Source organism: Microbacterium allomyrinae, from assembly GCF_020682705.1.
In the GTDB taxonomy this organism is placed as follows: domain Bacteria; phylum Actinomycetota; class Actinomycetes; order Actinomycetales; family Microbacteriaceae; genus Microbacterium; species Microbacterium allomyrinae.
In genome coordinates this window covers 464485-480691 of record NZ_JAGTTN010000003.1, presented here as the reverse complement: position 1 = coordinate 480691, position 16207 = coordinate 464485, and the positions used below count along the sequence as shown (strand labels likewise).

The following is a 16207-nucleotide window of genomic DNA, read 5'->3' as shown; positions in this document are numbered from 1 at the left end:
ACTCATGACCGACACGCATCTGAACGACATCGACACATCGGATGCCGCGGTCGCGGCACCGGCGACGGGGGAGACCTCGTCGCCGGTGCCGGCGCCCGGCACCGGCATCCGCATCGACGGACTCAGCAAGACGTTCCAGACGGGTCGCGGACAGAGCGTGACCGCCCTGCAGGACACCCACCTGCATACCGACAAGGGGTCGTTCCTCGCCCTTCTCGGCCCTTCGGGGTGCGGCAAGTCGACGATCCTCCGCATCCTCGCCGACCTCGAGTCGCCGACCACCGGAGAAGTGTTCGTCGACGGCAAGACCCCGGCCCAGCTGCGGCGCGACAGCGAGCTGGGCATCGCCTTCCAGGACCACGCACTGCTGCCGTGGCGGAGCGTGTACGCCAACATCCGGCTGGTGTTCGAGATCGCCGGACGTCGCGCCGACAAGGCATACATCGACGAGCTCATCGCGCTCGTCGGTCTCACCGGCTTCGAGAAGGCCAAGCCCGCGCAGCTTTCGGGCGGCATGCGCCAGCGCGTCTCGATCGCGCGCGCCCTCGCCCTCAAGCCCTCGGTGCTCCTGCTCGACGAGCCGTTCGGCGCGCTCGACGACATGACCCGTCAAAACCTCAACCTCGAACTGCTGCGCATCTGGACCGAGAAGCCCGCCACGACTCTCCTCGTGACGCACGGCGTCTCGGAGGCGATATTCCTCTCGGATCGTGTCGCGGTGATGTCTCCGCGCCCCGGTCGCATCAAGGAGATCATCGAGGTCGATCTGCCGCATCCGCGCACCCCCGACATGCAGCGCACGCCCGAGTTCCATGCCCTCGTGGATCGCGCGTCGGAACTGCTTTTCGGCGCGGACGGCCGCGCTGCCGCGGAAGCCTGATGCGCGGGCGCACCATCCCGGGCTGGCTCGCCGCCCTGATCGGCACCGCCGTGCTGATCCTGGCGTGGTGGCTGTTCTCGGTGACGATCTTCCAGCCGCCGCCGGGGACGACCTTCACTCCGGTCCCGTCGCCCTTCGTCGTGTTCCAGACCATCTGGCAGGACGGCCTCGCGGCCTACTGGAGCGTCTTCCAGGTGACCATCACCGAGGCCCTCATCGGGTACGCGTGGGGCAACGCCATCGCGCTGCTGATCGCGGCGACCGTGCTGCTGCTGCCCCGGATCGAGCCCGTCGTCGTCCAGATCGCGGTCGTCAGCTACTGCCTGCCCGTGGTCGCCGTGGGCGGCATCGCGATCGTCGTGCTCGGAGGCGCCAAGCGCGCCGGCGACCCGAGCGCGACCGCGATCTTCCTCGCCGCCCTCGCCGTCTTCTTCACCACGGTCGTCGGCGCCCTGCTGGGCTTCCGTGCGTCCGACCGCTCGAGTCTCGACGTCGTGCACGTCTACGGCGGCTCGCGGTTCACGCAGCTGCGCAAGGTGCGTCTGATCGCGGCACTGCCGGCGATCCTCAACGCACTGCAGATTGCCGTGCCGGCTGCATTCCTCGGCGCGGTGCTCGGCGAATACATGGGCGGCACCGACCGCGGCGTCGGCATCACCCTCATCAAACTGCAGGGCGATCTCGACTCAGCGCGAGTATGGGCGGTCTTCCTGCTCTCGGCGGTCGTCGCACTCATCGGATATGCGCTCGTGGGCCTGCTCGCGCGCGCGGTGACACCGTGGGTGTCGGGAAGGGCCGTCGCATGATGACCGCGGTCTGGCGAACCACCGGGCGCTCGCTGCTCAACGCACTCCTGACGTTCGTGATCGTCATCGCGCTGTGGTGGGCGGTGGTGAACCTCACCGGCATCTCGCCGTACGTCGCCAAGGGCCCGCTCGACGTGTGGAACTACCTCTTCGTCGAGGCCGAGGCCGCGGCGAATCGGGCCGAGCTCGCACCGCTGCTCGCCCAGACGCTGCAGGACGCCGCGATCGGCTTCGTCGTCGGCATGCTGGTGGCCGTCGTCTTCGCGCTCGCCTTCTCGCTGTCGCGCGCGGTCGAGGCGGGGGTCATGCCGCTCGCCCTGCTGCTGCGGAGCGTCCCGCTCGTGGCGATCGCGCCCGTCATCATCCTCATCACCGGACGCGGCACCGTGGCATCCGTCGCCGTCATCGGCTCGATCGTCGTGCTCTTCCCCGCACTCGCCTCGATCATGTTCGGGCTCAGCCGCGCGTCGAAGGAGAGCCTGGACCTCGTGCACGTCTACGGCGGCGGGCGCGCGACGCAGCTGCACAAGGTGAATGTGCCGGGGGCGCTGCCGTCGCTGTTCGCCGCGGCACGCGTGTCGGTGCCCGGTGCGGTCACCGGCGCGCTGCTCGCGGAGTGGCTGTCGACCGGTCAAGGCATCGGCGGCATGATCGTGAAGTTCACCGCGTCGGCACGCTTCGACGAGCTGTGGGCGTCGGTGGCGCTCATCACGATCATCACCCTGCTGCTCTACAACATCGTGCAGGTCGTCGAGAACATCGTCCTGGCACGCATGGGCATGACGACCGCCCAGCGCTGACCCCCCTGACCCATCCCGTCGAGAGTGCGCAAAGCGCGATCCAGCGGGCTTGAGACCGCGGTTCGTGCACTCTCGACGGGGTCGAGGGCTGGGGTCAGCGATCGGCGGCGAGCTGCAGGACGGCTTCGGCGAGGGCCCGGATGCCGAGCGCCACGTCCGCGGTCGACACCGCCTCGTCGGGGTGGTGGCTGATGCCGTGCGGGTTGCGCAGGAACAGCATGCCGACGTCGGTGATGGCGCCGATCGCCATGCCGTCGTGCCCGGCAGGACTGAACAGGATCGCGGGATCGTCGGCTCCGTCGGGAAGCGTCGAGAGGATGCCTTCGCGCACGACATCCTGCAGCAGCGGCGCGCAGAACACGGCCGGGGCGCTGTGCACCTCGCGGGCGCGCCAGCGCAGGCCGCGTCGCCCCATGATGGTGTCGAGCTCGCGCTCGATCGCCAGCCACACCCGATCGCGCTCCCCGTCGAACTCGCCGCGGAGATCGAGCGAGAGCTGAGCCTCGCCGGGCACGATGTTCACCGCGCCGGGGAACGCCTCGAGCTGGCCGACCGTGCCGATGACGTGGTGCTCGCCGCGGCAGATCCGCTCCACGGCGAGTGCGGCCTCCGAGGCGCCGAGCAGCGCGTCGTGGCGCATGTCGTACGGGGTGCCTCCCGCGTGCCGCGCCTCGCCCTCGACAGTGAGCTGGAAGCGCCGGGCCGACGCGATCGACGACACCACCGCGAGCGACTCGCCCCGCCGGTCGAGCTGGGGGCCCTGCTCGATGTGGGCCTCGAGGTATCCGACCAGCTCGGCGGGCCGCCGCGCGGCCTCGCCCACGCGACCCGGGTCGAGTCCGAAGTCGAGGAACGCTTCGCGCAAGCTCGTGCCTTCGGCATCCGTCAGCGTCCACCAGTCGTCGTTCCACGAACCCGAGACGGCCGACGAACCCAGCAGCGCCTTGCCGAAGCGGGTGCCCTCCTCGTCCGAGAACGCGATGACCTCGAGCGCGAACGGCAGCCCGGTGCGGGCCGCCTCGTCGCCGGGAACGCGCAGCAGGCGGACCACCTCGAGGGCCATCAGCACGCCGACGATTCCGTCGAACCGGCCCGCGTCGGGCACGGTGTCGAGGTGCGATCCCAGCAGCAGCGCGGGCGCGTCGGGCTCACCCGAGACGGGTGCGATCCGGCCGAGCTGGTTGCCCGCCGCGTCCTGCCGGGTCGTCATGCCGATCTCGCGCATCCACTCGGCAGCGAGCCGGTTGACGCGCGCGTGCTCGGGTGAGAGGTAGACGCGTTCGATCGATCCGCGGATCGCCGAGACCCGGGCGAGTTCGTCGCATCGCGCCATCACGCGACGCGCGGCCGTGGCGACGAGATCGCTCTCGACGCCGAGCAGTCCTCTACGGGTCATCGCGAGGCCCGGCCGAGAGTGCACGAAATGTTCGCGAACACCCGGAACGACCGCAGTTCGTGCACTCTCGACGGGGCTTTGACGAAGGACACGTCATGCCGCCCGGAAGGTGTCGGCCGCGGCATCCGTGCCGCCGGCGGCGGGCACCGACGCGCCGAAGCGCCGCAGCACCGCCTCGAGGGCGGCGAGAGTCGTGAGCACGGCGTCCTCGCGGGCGTTGTAGCCCATCGTGCCGATGCGCCACACGCGGCCGTGGAGCGGGCCGAACGACGTGCCGATCTCGATTCCGAAGTCGGTGAGCACCGCGGCGCGCGCCTCGTCGCCGGGTACCCCGGCCGGGATCTCGACGGCGACCACATTGTTCATCTTGTGGGCCAGGTCGCCGAACACGGTGAGGCCGAGTCCCTGCACGCCGGCGAGCATCGCGGCTCCGGCGACGCGGTGACGCTCGATGACCGCGTCGCGGCCCTCGAGGAGCAGCACCCGGGCGCACTCCCGGGCGGCGTACAGCATCGAGGTCGCCTCGGTGTGATGGTTGAGCCGCCGCGGACCCCAGTAGTCCAGGATCATCCCGAGGTCGAAGTAGTTCGAGCGCACGAAGTCGGCGGCCGAGGCATCCCCCGGCTCGCGGATCCCGGCCTCGACGCGTCCGCGTGAGCGCACGACCTCGACGGCCCGTTCCGACAGGGTGAGGGGCGAGGACCCCGACGGGCCGCCGAGGCATTTCTGCAGGCCGGCGGTCGCGGCATCCAGGCCCCACGCGTCGGCTTCGAACGCGTTGCCGCCGAGGGATGCCGTCGCGTCGCTGTAGAAGAGCACGCCGTGCTTCGCGCAGATCGCGCCGACCTCGTCGAGGGGTTGGTTCATCGTCGTGGAGGTGTCGCCCTGCACGAGAGCGAGGAGAGTGGGCTTGACGCGCACGATCGCCTCTTCGATGACCGAGACGGGAAACACCTGCCCCCACTCGGTCTCGATCGTGTGCACCTCGGCCATCGCACGCTCGGCGATCTCGGCGAGCAGGTGACCGAAGCGGCCGAACACCGGCACCAGCACCCGGTCCCCCGGGCGCACGAGCGACACGATCGCCGCCTCGATGCCGGCGCGCGATGTGCCGTCGATCAGCAGGGTCGCGTCGTTGCGCGTGCCCCACACGCCTCGATAGAGCTCCTGCGTCTCGGCCATCGCGGCGGTCATGAACGGGTCGTACTGGCCGACGAGGGGTGCCGACATCGCACGCAGCACGCTCGGGTAGGCCGAGATCGGGCCGGGGCCCATCAGCAGGCGCGCGGGCGGGTCGATCGGGCCGGGGATCGTCGCGGCATCCGTCATGGTTGTCTCCGTTCGTTCGCGTCGATGCGGCCGGTGGGGCGGGCACGCGACTCGACATGGTTCGCACGAGTCGATGCGCTGCGCGCGCACGCCCGGGATCGATTCGCTCCGCCCGCACCGACGCGCGAATGCGACGGCGCGCGGAGCGCGGGATTCGTGCTCACGACACCGTCGCCGCGACCACGCCGGCCAGGCGCCGCGCGAGACGCACGAGGGCGATATCGGTGCCCTCGCGCGAGACGAGGCAGACCCCGACGGGTGCGGGGCCGAGGGTCGAGGCGACGGTGAGCAGCGGTGCCGACAGCGCGGGAAGCCCGCCGACGGCGGCAGGCGACGTCATGCGCAGGGTGGCGATGCGCACGGCATCGATGCCCGCACCGCTCTGCCCGCGCACCGGCGCCGGACCGGGGACCGTGGGCAGAAGCAGCACGGCACCGTGCACCAGGTCGCGCACGCGCTCCCGCAGCGGCGTGAGAAGAGCGCGAGCGGATGCCTCGTCCTCGGCCGTGACATCGGCGGCGGCGGCGAATCGCTCGGCCACGGCGGGGCCGACGGCTCCGGGGTGCTCACGGATCCAGGCGCCGTTGTTGCGCCAGGCCTCCGCGGCCTGCACGGTGCGGAACGGCACGAGGTAGTCGTCGAGGTCGCCGATCGAGGCGCGCTCGACGACGGGGGCCTCGGCGGTCGCGGCGAGCCGTGCGAGCAGCGCTTCGAAGGCGTCGCGCGTGGACGGCTCTGCCGCGGCGAGCACCTCGTCGGGCACGACGAAGCGCCACGGCAGGTCGGTGCCGGACTCGCCCCATCGCCCGCGATCGGATGCGGCGCCGCTCTCGGCCGGGTCGAAGCTGTCGTAGCTGAGGCACCAGTCGGCGACGCGCTGCAGGGTGTCGCCGTCGCGCGTCAGCCACCCGACGGTGTCGAACGACTGCGCGAGCGGCAGGAGTCCCTGGCGCGGCACGAGCCCGTGCGTCGTGCGCAGGCCCCACAGTCCCTGATACGACGCGGGCACCCGCACCGAACCCGCGGTGTCGGTCGCGAGGCCGATGTCGCATTGACCGGTGGCGACCGCGGCCGCCGGTCCGCTCGACGAGCCGCCGGGCAGGGCTCCCGGAAGTGCACCGTTCTGAGGGGTGCCGTAGTGCACGTTGTCGCCCGCGATCGAGTACGCGAACTCGTCGGTGCGGGCGATGCCGCGCAGCGACGCACCGGCGCGCAGCAGGTCGCTCACGGCGGGGGCGGTCGTGGTCTCGGCACGCGCCGAGTCGAGGAAGGCCGGGTTGCCCGCGCCGATGCGGTACCCCTTGATCGCGAAGAGGTCCTTGACCGCGACGGTGAGGCCGGCCAGCGCTCCGTCCCACGCGCCCTGCCACAGCGGATCGCCGACGGTGCGCCAGACCGTGCGGTCCAAGGGCTGCGCGCGCGGCGACACGTGCGCGGCGGTGATGCACCAGGCTCCGTCGATGCGCTGCCAGAGCTGGGTCTGCAGCCCTCTGCCGCCGCCGGCGTAGCGCGACACCGAGACCAGCAGAGCGGCATCCGTTCCCAGCGCCCGATGCTCGATCCGCTCGATCGTCCGCGGCGCGACGCCACCCCGTGTACCGCGGAACGCCGAGATCGCGTCGTGCCCGATGAGAAGTCCGGCCGCGTCGCCGCGCAGGGTGTCGGGGCCGGGGGCGAATGTCGCGTCGAGCACCTCGATGTCGTCGGCGATGATCGCCGATTCGTACAGCTCGAACGCGGCCAGCAGGTCCAGCGGCACACCCTCGGCGCCGGGGATCACCGCGGGCGGAAGTGGCGCCGGCTCGGTCATGATGTCTCCTCCGCGGTCGCCGCGACCCGGACGCCCGCGAAGTCCGCCTCGCGGATGCGCGCGTGCACACCGCAGACGATGTCGACCACCTGCGAGATGTCGAAGTCCGTCGCCGCCGACAGGTACGCGTAGGCGAGGTGCTCGTCCATGCCGTAACGGGCCTGCAGCAGCGAGAGCGCCGCGCGCACGCAGTTGCGCATCGCGACGCCGAGGTCGGGATCGAGGCCCGTCGGCACGAGGTATTCGTCGGTGCGCACCAGCGGGCCCGCGACCTCGCCGAACGCCGCGAGCGCCTCGGCGCGGGGAACGACATCGAAGCCCAGGGTCGCGCGCAGCGATGCCTCGAGCGCGGTGAGCGCGACCTCTCCGTCGCCCTGCGCGAAGTGCGGATCGCCGACGTATGCCAGCGCGCCCTCGACCTGTACCGGCAGGTAGAGCACCGCGCCTTCGACGAGGAGGTTGATGTCGATGTTGCCGCCGTGGGCGCCAGGCGGAACCGAATGCGGGCGGGCGTCGTCGTCGACCGCGAGGCCCATCGTGCCCAGGAACGGCGCCAGCGGGAACTCCACGACCCGCGCACCGCCTTCGACGAGGGGCAGCACGCCCCTCCAGTGGCCGTCGCGTCGCTCGATCGGAGCGAAGACGCTGACGTTGTGCTCCCCGCGCGGCAGCTCTCCCGGCAGTGCGCCCTTGCCGTGACGGTTCGAGATGACCCCGTACGGCACACGCGGGTCGAGCCGCTCGACCGTGATCTTCAGGAGGTCGCCGGGATGCGCCCCCTCGACCAGGATCGGACCGGTCACGACATGCGGTCCGTCCGCGAGCGGATCGCGGGCGAGCGCCGCGGCGATCTCGACGGCGTCTGCGAGAACGGATGCCGCAGGCACCCCGTGCGCGGCGAAGAACGCGAGCGGGTCCTTCCCCTGATCCTCGAGGATCCCCTCGTGACTCACCGTGTCGATCGTCACGGTGTCGCCCGGCGCGATCGTCAGGACCGCGGCATCCGCCCGGCACGGCAGTCGCCCCCACATGACCGTCGCCGGCGTCGCCGCAAGATAGTGGTCGCCGGGGATCTCGCCGACGCCCGGCTGGAGGATGGGGAGTTCATCGCGCATGCCGCCATTGAAGCCCATGCGCGTGTCGGTGGTGTGTCCGCTCATGCCGGCACCCCTGCCACGGCCGACAGCAGTCGCCCCCGCGGGCGCCCGCGGAAGCGGGGCGACTGGCCCGCGCCGCCCTCGGTCACGTCGTAGACGGTGCGTCCGCGCAGCCAGGTGCGGCGGACGCGCCCGGTGAGCGTGCGGTGGTCGTACGCCGTGATCGGGTTGCGGTGCAGCAGTTCGCCCGCAGAGATCGGGAAGGCGTCGTCGAGCCCGAAGACCGTCAGATGCGCGGGCGCACCCACTTCGATGACGCCCGCACCCTCCAGTCCCGCGACGCGCGCGGGTCCGGTCGTGTACAGCGGCAGGATCGTCTCGAGCGGGATGCCGCGACCCCGCGCCTCGGTCCACACCGCCGACAGCCCCACCTGGAGTCCCGCGATGCCTCCCCAGGCCAGGCCGAAGTCGCCGTCGCCAGAGCGCTTCAGATCCACCGTCGAGGGCGAGTGGTCGCTGACGATCGCGTCGATCGTGCCGTCGACGACCCCCTCCCACAGCAGGTCGCGGTTGCCCGAGTCGCGGATCGGTGGACAGCACTTGAACTCCGAGGCGCCGTCGGGAATCTCCTCGGCCGTGATCGTCAGGTAGTGCGGGCACGTCTCGACGGTGAGCGCGACCCCCTCCGCCTTGGCGGCACGGATCGCGGGCAGCGAATGGGCGTCGCTCAGATGCAGGATGTGCGCGCGAGCGCCGGTGCGGCGGGCCTCGTCGATCACGGCTCCGATGGCGGACGCTTCGCTCGCCGGAGGGCGCGACGCGAGGAACGCCTCGTAGCCGCGGCCGAGCGCCCCGGTGTCGTGCAGCAGCGCCGGGTCTTCGGCGTGCACGATGAGGCGCGAGCCGATCGCCGCGATCTCCTCCATCGCGGCGGCGAGCTGCGACCGGTCGAGGTGTCCGAACTCGTCGACGCCCGACGGCGCGAGGAAGCACTTGAAGCCGTAGACGCCGGCGTGGTGAAGAGCCTCCAGGTTGCCGAGGTTCTCGGGCACGGCGCCTCCCCAGAATCCGACGTCGACGAACGCCGCCGGAGCGGCCGCGGCTTTCTTGACGGCGAGCGCATCGGGTGTCGTCGTGGCCGGGATCGAGTTCAGCGGCATGTCGACGAGGGTCGTGATGCCGCCTGCCGCGGCTGCGAGCGTCGCGGAGCGGAACCCCTCCCACTCGGTGCGCCCCGGTTCGTTGACGTGGACGTGCGAGTCGACGAGGCCCGGCAGCAGCACGGCGTCGTCGGGAACGCGCCGCTGCTTCGCATTGGCGACAGGATCGCGCGCGTCGAGGATGTCGACGATTCGCCCGTCCTCTACGACGACGGCCGCCGGCCGGGAGGCTCCTCCGATGAAGGCCCTCCCGGCGCGGATGACGAGTCGTTTCTGCGTCACTCAGGCTCCTGTTTCGACGGCGACGGGCTCGACCGGCTCGGCAACCGGCTTCGGTCGATACGACCACATGACCGCGGTGTAGAGGGCCGCGCCGAGGAGGGCGCCGATGACCCACGCGAAGCCGCTGAGTCCGGCGAGCGCCGGCACCCAGACCGCCGCGATCGAGAAGACACCCGCGACGCCGATCGCGATGAGCGCCCGCACGTTCCAGCCCTTCTGGTAGAAGTACCGACCGGATTTCTCCATCGAGTAGAGATCGGCCACGTGCACGGCTCGACGCTGCACGATGTAGTAGTCGGCCACGAGAACACCGTAGAGCGGCGCGAGGATCGCGCCGAGCGTATCGACGAACATCGGCAGCCCGATCTGGCTGATCGTCGCGACCCACAGCGCCCCGACGATGAAGCCGAGTGCCGCGGTGAGGTAGCCGCCCGTCTGGAAGCTGATGCGCTGCGGAGCGAGGTTCGACAGGTCGTACGCCGGCGGGATGAAGTTCGCGACGAGGTTGATGCCGATCGTCGCGATGACGAACGTGACCGCTGCGATGATCGTGAGGAATACGTTGCCGACAAGACCGACGATCTCGGCGGGGTTCGTCAGGGGCACCCCTTCGCCGCCCTGCAGGACGATGAAGGCGCCGGCGGTCGTGAACAGGCTCAGGAAAGTGAAGAACGTCAAGCTGACGGGCAGGCCATAGAAGTTGCCGCGCTTCATCGCCTTCTCGGTGCGGGAGAACCGCGCGAAGTCGCCGAAGTTGATGATGACGGCCGAGAAGTAGGCGATCATCGTGCCGATGACGCCGAAGAACGCGCCGACGGCCGCCCAGCCCTCGACCGAGCTGTTGTTGAAGATCGAGCCGACGGCGGGCAGCAGCCGGTCGCCGGCCTGCACCCAGATCGCGACGAGCAGCGCGATCATCACGACGTAGACGGCGGGCCCGGCGAAGTTGAGGAACCTCTCGATCCACGCGATGCCTTTGAGGAAGAGCACGACCTGCAGCGCCGCGACGAATACGTAGGAGATCCAGTCGATCGCATCCATGCCGAGGAACAGGGGAAGCTCCGGGTTGCCGAAGATCGCATCGAGCGCGAGTGCGACCGCTGTCGAGGCGAAGTATGTCTGCGCCCCGTACCAGAAGATCGCGACGATTCCGCGGATGAGCGCGGGGAACTGCGCCCCGCGCACGCCCATGCTCGAGCGGGCCATCACGGCGTAGGGGATGCCGTACTTCACGCTCGGCTTGCCGGTCAGGTTCACGAGGAAATTGACGAACACACCCGCGAGGATGATCGCCGCGAAGACCCACCAGCCGTTGATGCCGGCCGTGATGAACAGACTCGCCGCGAGCGTGTAGCCGGCGAGACTCTGGACGTCGTTCGTCCAGACGTTGAAGAACTCGAAGGCTCCCCAGCGGCGCTTGTCCTGCGTGAGTGGAGCGAGGTCTTCGTTGTAGAGCGAGGGGTGCGGATCCGAACCGATGTTCGTATCGAAATCAGGGGTGGGGCGGGTGACGGTCATGGCGACTCCAGACGTGGCGGTGCGAGCGGTGCTGGATGGTGCTCCGACGGCGTCATCGGCGTCGTGAACGTCAAGCTATTGCTTAAACCGGCCCTGCGGATTTCGCTCGTGTAACGCCTCCGTGACGTTTAAGCTCCCGCTTAAGTCCCGACGATGGTCAGCCAGATGGCGACAGCGTTTCCGCGCGTGCGATTGGCCACGCGATGCGGGCGGGTTGCTGCGAACGAGAGCGATCCGCCCGGGCCCAGCACCACCTCGCCCTCTGTGAACTCGAACGTCAGCTCGCCGCTCATCACGTACCCACTCTCATACCCCGGGTGCACGAGCATGGCGCCGTCGAGACTCGATGAGGTGCCGGGGGGATACGTCGATTCGAAGTAGTCGACACCGGCCAGCGGGGCCGGCGACAGCCTGCGATAGCTGACACCCTGCCCGAGGTGCGCGGTCGCCGCCGCGCCGTGCGAGACGAGGACGCCGTCGATCGGCTCGGTGACATCCGCGCCGTGGTCGGTGATCTCGGGCGAGAACACCTCGAGATCGTCGAAGATCGCCGAAACGGGCGCGCCCAGCACGCCCACGAGCTCGACGAGACGGTTCACTGAAGGCTGCATCGCACCGGTCTCGATCTGCGACAGCGCGCTCGCCGAGATACCCATCTCCTGGGCGACCGAGGCGAGCGAGCGTCCGGTCGATCCGCGCAGCTTGCGCAGTCGAGCCCCGATCTGCGCGGGCAGCGGCATCTCGTCCATTCGGCCCTCCCCGCTCCTGGCCCATCGTAGACGGACTCGGGTTACGTTCCCTTTACACGGGCGAAACGTCGCTCGTCGGCAGCAGAGATACCGTTCACAGGACGAAAGGGAAGATGTGCTCATCGCCGACTTCAACGCGCAGGATGCCGCCGACGCACGCGCCTCCGCGCTCGTCTGGGCGGCGATCCCGCGCTGGGCGAACGCCGTCGTCGTCCGGCGCCCCTACTCGTCGGTGGCGGACCTCGTCGAGGTCGCCGAGCGCCTCGCCGCGACCTGGACGCGCGCAGACCTCGACGCGGCGCTGGCCCACCACCCGCGCATCGGCGAGAAGCCGCGCGGCACGAGCGCCGAGGCCGAGGCATCCCGCCGCGAGCAGGCGTCGATGACGGATGCCGCATCCCCCGTCGCCGCACGGATCGCCGACAGCAACGCGGCCTATGAGGCCCGGTTCGGGCGGGTCTTCCTCATCCGCGCCGCCGGACGCAATCCCGACGAGATCCTGGCCGAGCTCGAGCGTCGGCTCGGCAACGACGACGACACCGAGGCCGCCGAGGCGACCGCGCAGCTTACTGAGATCGCGCTGCTGCGCCTGCGCCAAGCCCTCACGCCGCCCACCCCTGAGAGCTCGCCCCCGGCATCCGCCGAACCCGCTCATTCCTCCGCCGGTCAGCCCCCGAGCACGTCCACGGACGAAGGAGTCCCCGCATGAGCCACCTCACCACCCATGTGCTCGACGCGGTGACCGGCGCCCCCGCCGAGCACATGGTCGTGTCACTCGCACGGCACCTCCCCGGCGGCGGCACCGAGGGGGTCGCGCAAGGGTTCACCGATGGCGACGGCCGCCTCGCGCTCGGTCCTGAGACCCTCGAGCCGGGCATGTACGCGCTGACGTTCGGCACCGGCGCCTGGTTCGCCGACCGCGGGATCACGAGCTTCTACCCGCTCGTGACGGTGACCTTCACCGTCGATGCCTCGTCGGGCCACCTGCACGTGCCGCTGCTGCTGAGTCCGTTCGCATATTCCACCTATCGAGGGAGCTGACCGGCATGAAGATCGTGATCGTCGGAGCCGGCATCGGCGGCACCAGTGCGGGCATCGCCCTGAAGCGACTCGGGCACGACGTCGTGATCTACGACCGCATGCGCGAGAACAAGCCCGTCGGCGCCGCCCTCTCGCTGTGGTCCAACGGGGTCAAGGTGCTCAACTGGCTGGGCCTCGGCGATGAGGTCGCCGCCCTCGGCGGGCGCATGGACCACATGGCCTACCTCGACGGCCGTTCCGGCGAGCAGCTGTGCCGCTTCAGCCTCGAACCGGTCGCCGAACAGACGGGACAGCGACCCTACCCCGTCGCCCGCGCCGATCTGCAGGCGCTCCTCATGCGCGCATTCGGTCTGGACGACATCCATCTCGGCAAGCAGGTGGTGGAGATCTCCGACGACGGCCGCGTCGTCACCGCGACCTTCGCCGACGGCAGCGTCGACACCGCCGACCTGCTCATCGGCGCCGACGGCGCACGATCGATCACGCGCGACTACGTCACCGGCGCCGACGCCGCAGCGACGCCGATCGAACGCAGCTACTCGGGCTACACGAACTTCAACGGACTGGTGACCGTCGACCCCGAGGTCGGCCCCGCCGACCAGTGGACGACGTACGTGGCCGAGGGCAAGCGCGCCGCGGTGATGCCCGTCGAGGGCGACCGCTTCTACTTCTGGTTCGACGTGCCTCAGCCTGCCGGGCTGCCGTACGAGCGGTCGTACGGCACGGCGCCGCTCGTCGAGGCGTTCGGCCACTGGGCGCCGGGCGTGCAGAAGCTCCTCTCGGCGATCGACCCGGATGCCTCGCTCAACCGGGTCGAGATCTGGGACATCGACCCCTTCCACACGTGGACCCGCGGACGCGTCGCGATCCTCGGAGACGCCGCCCACAACACCTCGCCCGACATCGGCCAGGGGGCGTGCTCCGCGCTCGAAGACAGCTTCGCGCTCGCGATCAGCCTCGCCACCCACACGATCAGCGTCGAGGATTCGCTCAAGCGCTACGAGCGGATGCGCACCGAGCGCGCAGGCGAGCTCGTGCTGCGGGCCCGCAAGCGCGGCGACGAGACCCACGGCTACGATCCCGCGGTGACGGCAGCCTGGTACGAGAGCCTCCGCGACGCCGACGGGGTCGGCATCATCCGCGGCATCGTCGGCAACATCGAGGGCAGCCCGATCAACCTCGGCGTCGGGGTCCTGTAGCCGCTCCCGGCCCGGCACTTCCCTGCGAGTCCCGCGCTTCCCGGCGAGCACACTTCCCGGCGAGCGCGGCACTTTCCTGCGAGGGCTGCGTCGCGCGACGGCGCACTCGCAGGAAACTGCAGCACTCGACATCGCGAGCGGACCGGTGAGCAGAGCAGCCCACGGGGACCCATCCAACGACGGCGGGACCCGGGTGTCCGGATACCCGGGTCTCCCGCCGTCGTTCTCCGGCGAGGGGCGCTGGTGCGCTGCCCCCGCTTCTCATCGGACACGGGCAATTCCGCGGATGCGCGCCTTCCGTTCCTCCGGGGGCGCCGAGTCCGTGGCTGTGCGGATCCGATTCGCTCTGCGTCCGATCGGCGCGGGGCCGATCGGCTCGGTCGGTGCGCCGCGGCCTAGGGCTGCAGCCTCGCTTCCGGCGTGCCCGGCTCCGCCACGCCTCGCTCGGGTCCGTCGGGGACCTTCGCACCGGGCTCGGCGGCGACGGGATCGAGGGATGCCTGGGGTGCGGCATCCGCGTCGAGAACCTGCGTCGGAATGAGGCCGGTTCCTTCCGCGTCAGGGTGCACGAGGGCCGCCGCTGCCGGGCCGCGCACGGCGTCGTATGCTGCGAGCGCGGGATCGGCGGCGGCGCTCGCGCGCATCTCGTCGGAGTTGAGCAGCAGATTCAGCAGGATCGCGAAGATCGCGCCCGCGGAGATTCCCGAGTCGAAGATCAGCGTGAACCACTGCGGGAACTGGTCGTAGATCGTGGGCGCGACGGTCGGCAGCAGCGCCACCCCCACCGAGATCGCCACGATGAGCACGTTCTTGTTGTTGAACTTCGCCTTCGTGAGCGTCCGGATCCCGGATGCCGCAACCATGCCGAACAGTGCGATCCCCGCTCCGCCCAGCACGGCGCGGGGAACACCCTCGACGACCGACGAGACCTTGGGGATCAGGCCGAGGACGACGAGCATCACGCCCGCAGCTGTCGCGACATAGCGCGAGCGCACCCCGGTGAGCGAGACGAGACCGACGTTCTGCGCGAACGCGGTATAGGGGAACGTGTTGAAGATGCCGCCGATCACGGTGCCGAGGCCGTCGGCGCGGAGGCCGTCGGCCAGCTGTCGCCTGTCGACCGGCTTCTCGACGATCTCGCCGACGGCGATCATGTCGCCGGTCGTCTCGGTCATGATGACGATCCCGACGATGATCATCGACACGACCGACGCCACCTGGAAGGTCGGCAAGCCGAAATGGAACGGAGTCACGACCGCGAACCAGGCGGCGTCGCCGACGTGCGACCAGTCGACCATTCCGGGCACGAACAGCGCGGCGACCGTCCCGAGCACGAGCCCGAGCAGAACAGAGACGCGCTGCAGCGCGGGCGGCGCGAAGCGCTCGATGAGCACGATCAGCAGGAGCGTGCCGAACGCGAACGCGACATTGATCGGCGGCGCGCCTTCGGTCGACCCGTCGATGATCCAGCCCGCGGCGACGCGCATGAGCGACAGGCCGATGATGAGGATCACGGTTCCGGTCACGATCGGCGGGAAGAAGCGCAGCAGCTGCGAGAAGAAGGGCGCGACCAGGATCATGAACAGCCCGCACGCGATCGTCGCGCCGAAGACCGCCTGGATCCCCTCGCTCTGGCCGATCGCGATCATCGGTCCCACCGCGGCGAAGGTCACACCCTGCATGAGGGGCAGCCGCACACCGAAGCGCCAGAACCCCACCGACTGGATGATCGTGGCGATGCCGGCCACGAACAGGTCGGCGCTGATGAGGAACGTGAGGTCTGCCGCCGAGTAGCCGAGGGCTCCCCCGACGATGAGGGGCACCGCGACCGCACCCGCGTACATCGCGAGCACGTGCTGCAGCCCGAGAGGGAAGAGTCGCGCGAACGGAGGGATCGAATCGACCGCGTTCTCGGCGGCGCGCACCCGGCGCGCCTCTCTTCTGGCCGCCTTGCCGGTGTCCTGCTCGACCGCCTCGTCCGTCTTCGCCATGCCGCACTCCGTTCTGCGGGGCGCGGGGCGAGGGCCGCGCGCCCTTGCCGTGCGTCAGAACCTAGGGGTCGGCATCCGCCGTCCACCAGGGGATGCGTGCAGTCGTCGCACGGAATTCACAGCGCGAAACAGAGACGCAACCCGCACGC

The 16207-nt window shown here is 70.3% G+C and carries 14 protein-coding genes; 6 read left to right on the top strand and 8 right to left on the bottom strand.

Going from position 1 to position 16207, the window contains the following annotated elements; all coding sequences use genetic code 11:
• Positions 1-4 precede the first annotated feature (4 nt).
• The 3 genes from KEC57_RS12005 to KEC57_RS11995 are packed head-to-tail and all read left to right on the top strand — an operon-like array spanning position 5 to position 2486.
• Positions 5-880 (top strand): ABC transporter ATP-binding protein, encoded by an 876-nt coding sequence (locus tag KEC57_RS12005; RefSeq protein WP_229384847.1) that lies wholly within the window; start codon positions 5-7, stop codon positions 878-880.
• On the top strand, positions 880-1686 hold the full coding sequence (locus KEC57_RS12000; protein WP_229384846.1) for an ABC transporter permease: 807 nt from the start codon (positions 880-882) through the stop codon (positions 1684-1686). Before KEC57_RS12005 ends, KEC57_RS12000 begins: the two co-directional genes overlap by 1 nt.
• Positions 1683-2486 (top strand): ABC transporter permease, encoded by an 804-nt coding sequence (locus KEC57_RS11995; protein WP_229384845.1) that lies wholly within the window; start codon positions 1683-1685, stop codon positions 2484-2486. The genes KEC57_RS12000 and KEC57_RS11995 overlap by 4 nt, the downstream gene beginning before the upstream one ends.
• A gap of 94 nt (positions 2487-2580) precedes the next feature.
• On the opposite strand, the gene KEC57_RS11990 is transcribed toward KEC57_RS11995, so the two are convergent.
• The 7 genes from KEC57_RS11990 to KEC57_RS11960 all read right to left on the bottom strand — a co-directional run bounded on the left by KEC57_RS11990 (position 2581) and on the right by KEC57_RS11960 (position 11827).
• Entirely contained in the window at positions 2581-3882 is a 1302-nt protein-coding gene (locus tag KEC57_RS11990) for an allantoate amidohydrolase (RefSeq protein WP_229384844.1), read from the bottom strand.
• A gap of 93 nt (positions 3883-3975) precedes the next feature.
• A complete protein-coding gene (locus KEC57_RS11985; protein WP_229384843.1) occupies positions 3976-5211 on the bottom strand; it encodes a pyridoxal-phosphate-dependent aminotransferase family protein in 1236 nt (411 codons plus the stop codon).
• A 160-nt stretch (positions 5212-5371) separates the two neighbouring features.
• Positions 5372-7021, bottom strand: a complete 1650-nt coding sequence (locus tag KEC57_RS11980; RefSeq protein WP_229384842.1) for an AtzH-like domain-containing protein — start codon at positions 7019-7021, stop codon at positions 5372-5374.
• Positions 7018-8181 (bottom strand): acetamidase/formamidase family protein, encoded by a 1164-nt coding sequence (locus tag KEC57_RS11975; protein WP_372457034.1) that lies wholly within the window; start codon positions 8179-8181, stop codon positions 7018-7020. The genes KEC57_RS11980 and KEC57_RS11975 overlap by 4 nt, the downstream gene beginning before the upstream one ends.
• Positions 8178-9560, bottom strand: coding sequence for an allantoinase AllB (allB, locus tag KEC57_RS11970; RefSeq protein ID WP_229384841.1), 1383 nt, complete (start codon positions 9558-9560; stop codon positions 8178-8180). Before allB ends, KEC57_RS11975 begins: the two co-directional genes overlap by 4 nt.
• Complete coding sequence (locus KEC57_RS11965) at positions 9561-11078, bottom strand: NCS1 family nucleobase:cation symporter-1 (protein WP_229384840.1); 1518 nt, start codon at positions 11076-11078, stop codon at positions 9561-9563.
• Positions 11079-11218: 140 nt separating this feature from the next.
• Positions 11219-11827: a helix-turn-helix domain-containing protein gene (locus KEC57_RS11960; RefSeq protein WP_229384839.1), complete on the bottom strand. Its 609-nt coding sequence runs from the start codon at positions 11825-11827 to the stop codon at positions 11219-11221.
• Between the two features lie 115 nt (positions 11828-11942).
• Here KEC57_RS11960 and uraD point away from each other — a divergent pair, with 115 nt between their 5' ends.
• The 3 genes from uraD to hpxO are packed head-to-tail and all read left to right on the top strand — an operon-like array spanning position 11943 to position 14067.
• Positions 11943-12536: a 2-oxo-4-hydroxy-4-carboxy-5-ureidoimidazoline decarboxylase gene (gene uraD, locus KEC57_RS11955; protein ID WP_229384838.1), complete on the top strand. Its 594-nt coding sequence runs from the start codon at positions 11943-11945 to the stop codon at positions 12534-12536.
• Positions 12533-12868, top strand: a complete 336-nt coding sequence (gene uraH, locus KEC57_RS11950) for a hydroxyisourate hydrolase (protein WP_229384837.1) — start codon at positions 12533-12535, stop codon at positions 12866-12868. Before uraD ends, uraH begins: the two co-directional genes overlap by 4 nt.
• A gap of 5 nt (positions 12869-12873) precedes the next feature.
• A complete protein-coding gene (gene hpxO / locus KEC57_RS11945) occupies positions 12874-14067 on the top strand; it encodes an FAD-dependent urate hydroxylase HpxO (RefSeq protein WP_229384836.1) in 1194 nt (397 codons plus the stop codon).
• Positions 14068-14462: 395 nt separating this feature from the next.
• Here hpxO and KEC57_RS11940 read toward each other — a convergent pair whose 3' ends face one another.
• The gene (locus KEC57_RS11940; protein WP_229384835.1) at positions 14463-16058 is read right to left on the bottom strand and encodes a nucleobase:cation symporter-2 family protein; all 1596 of its coding nucleotides are present in this window, start codon (positions 16056-16058) and stop codon (positions 14463-14465) included.
• Positions 16059-16207 lie beyond the last annotated feature (149 nt).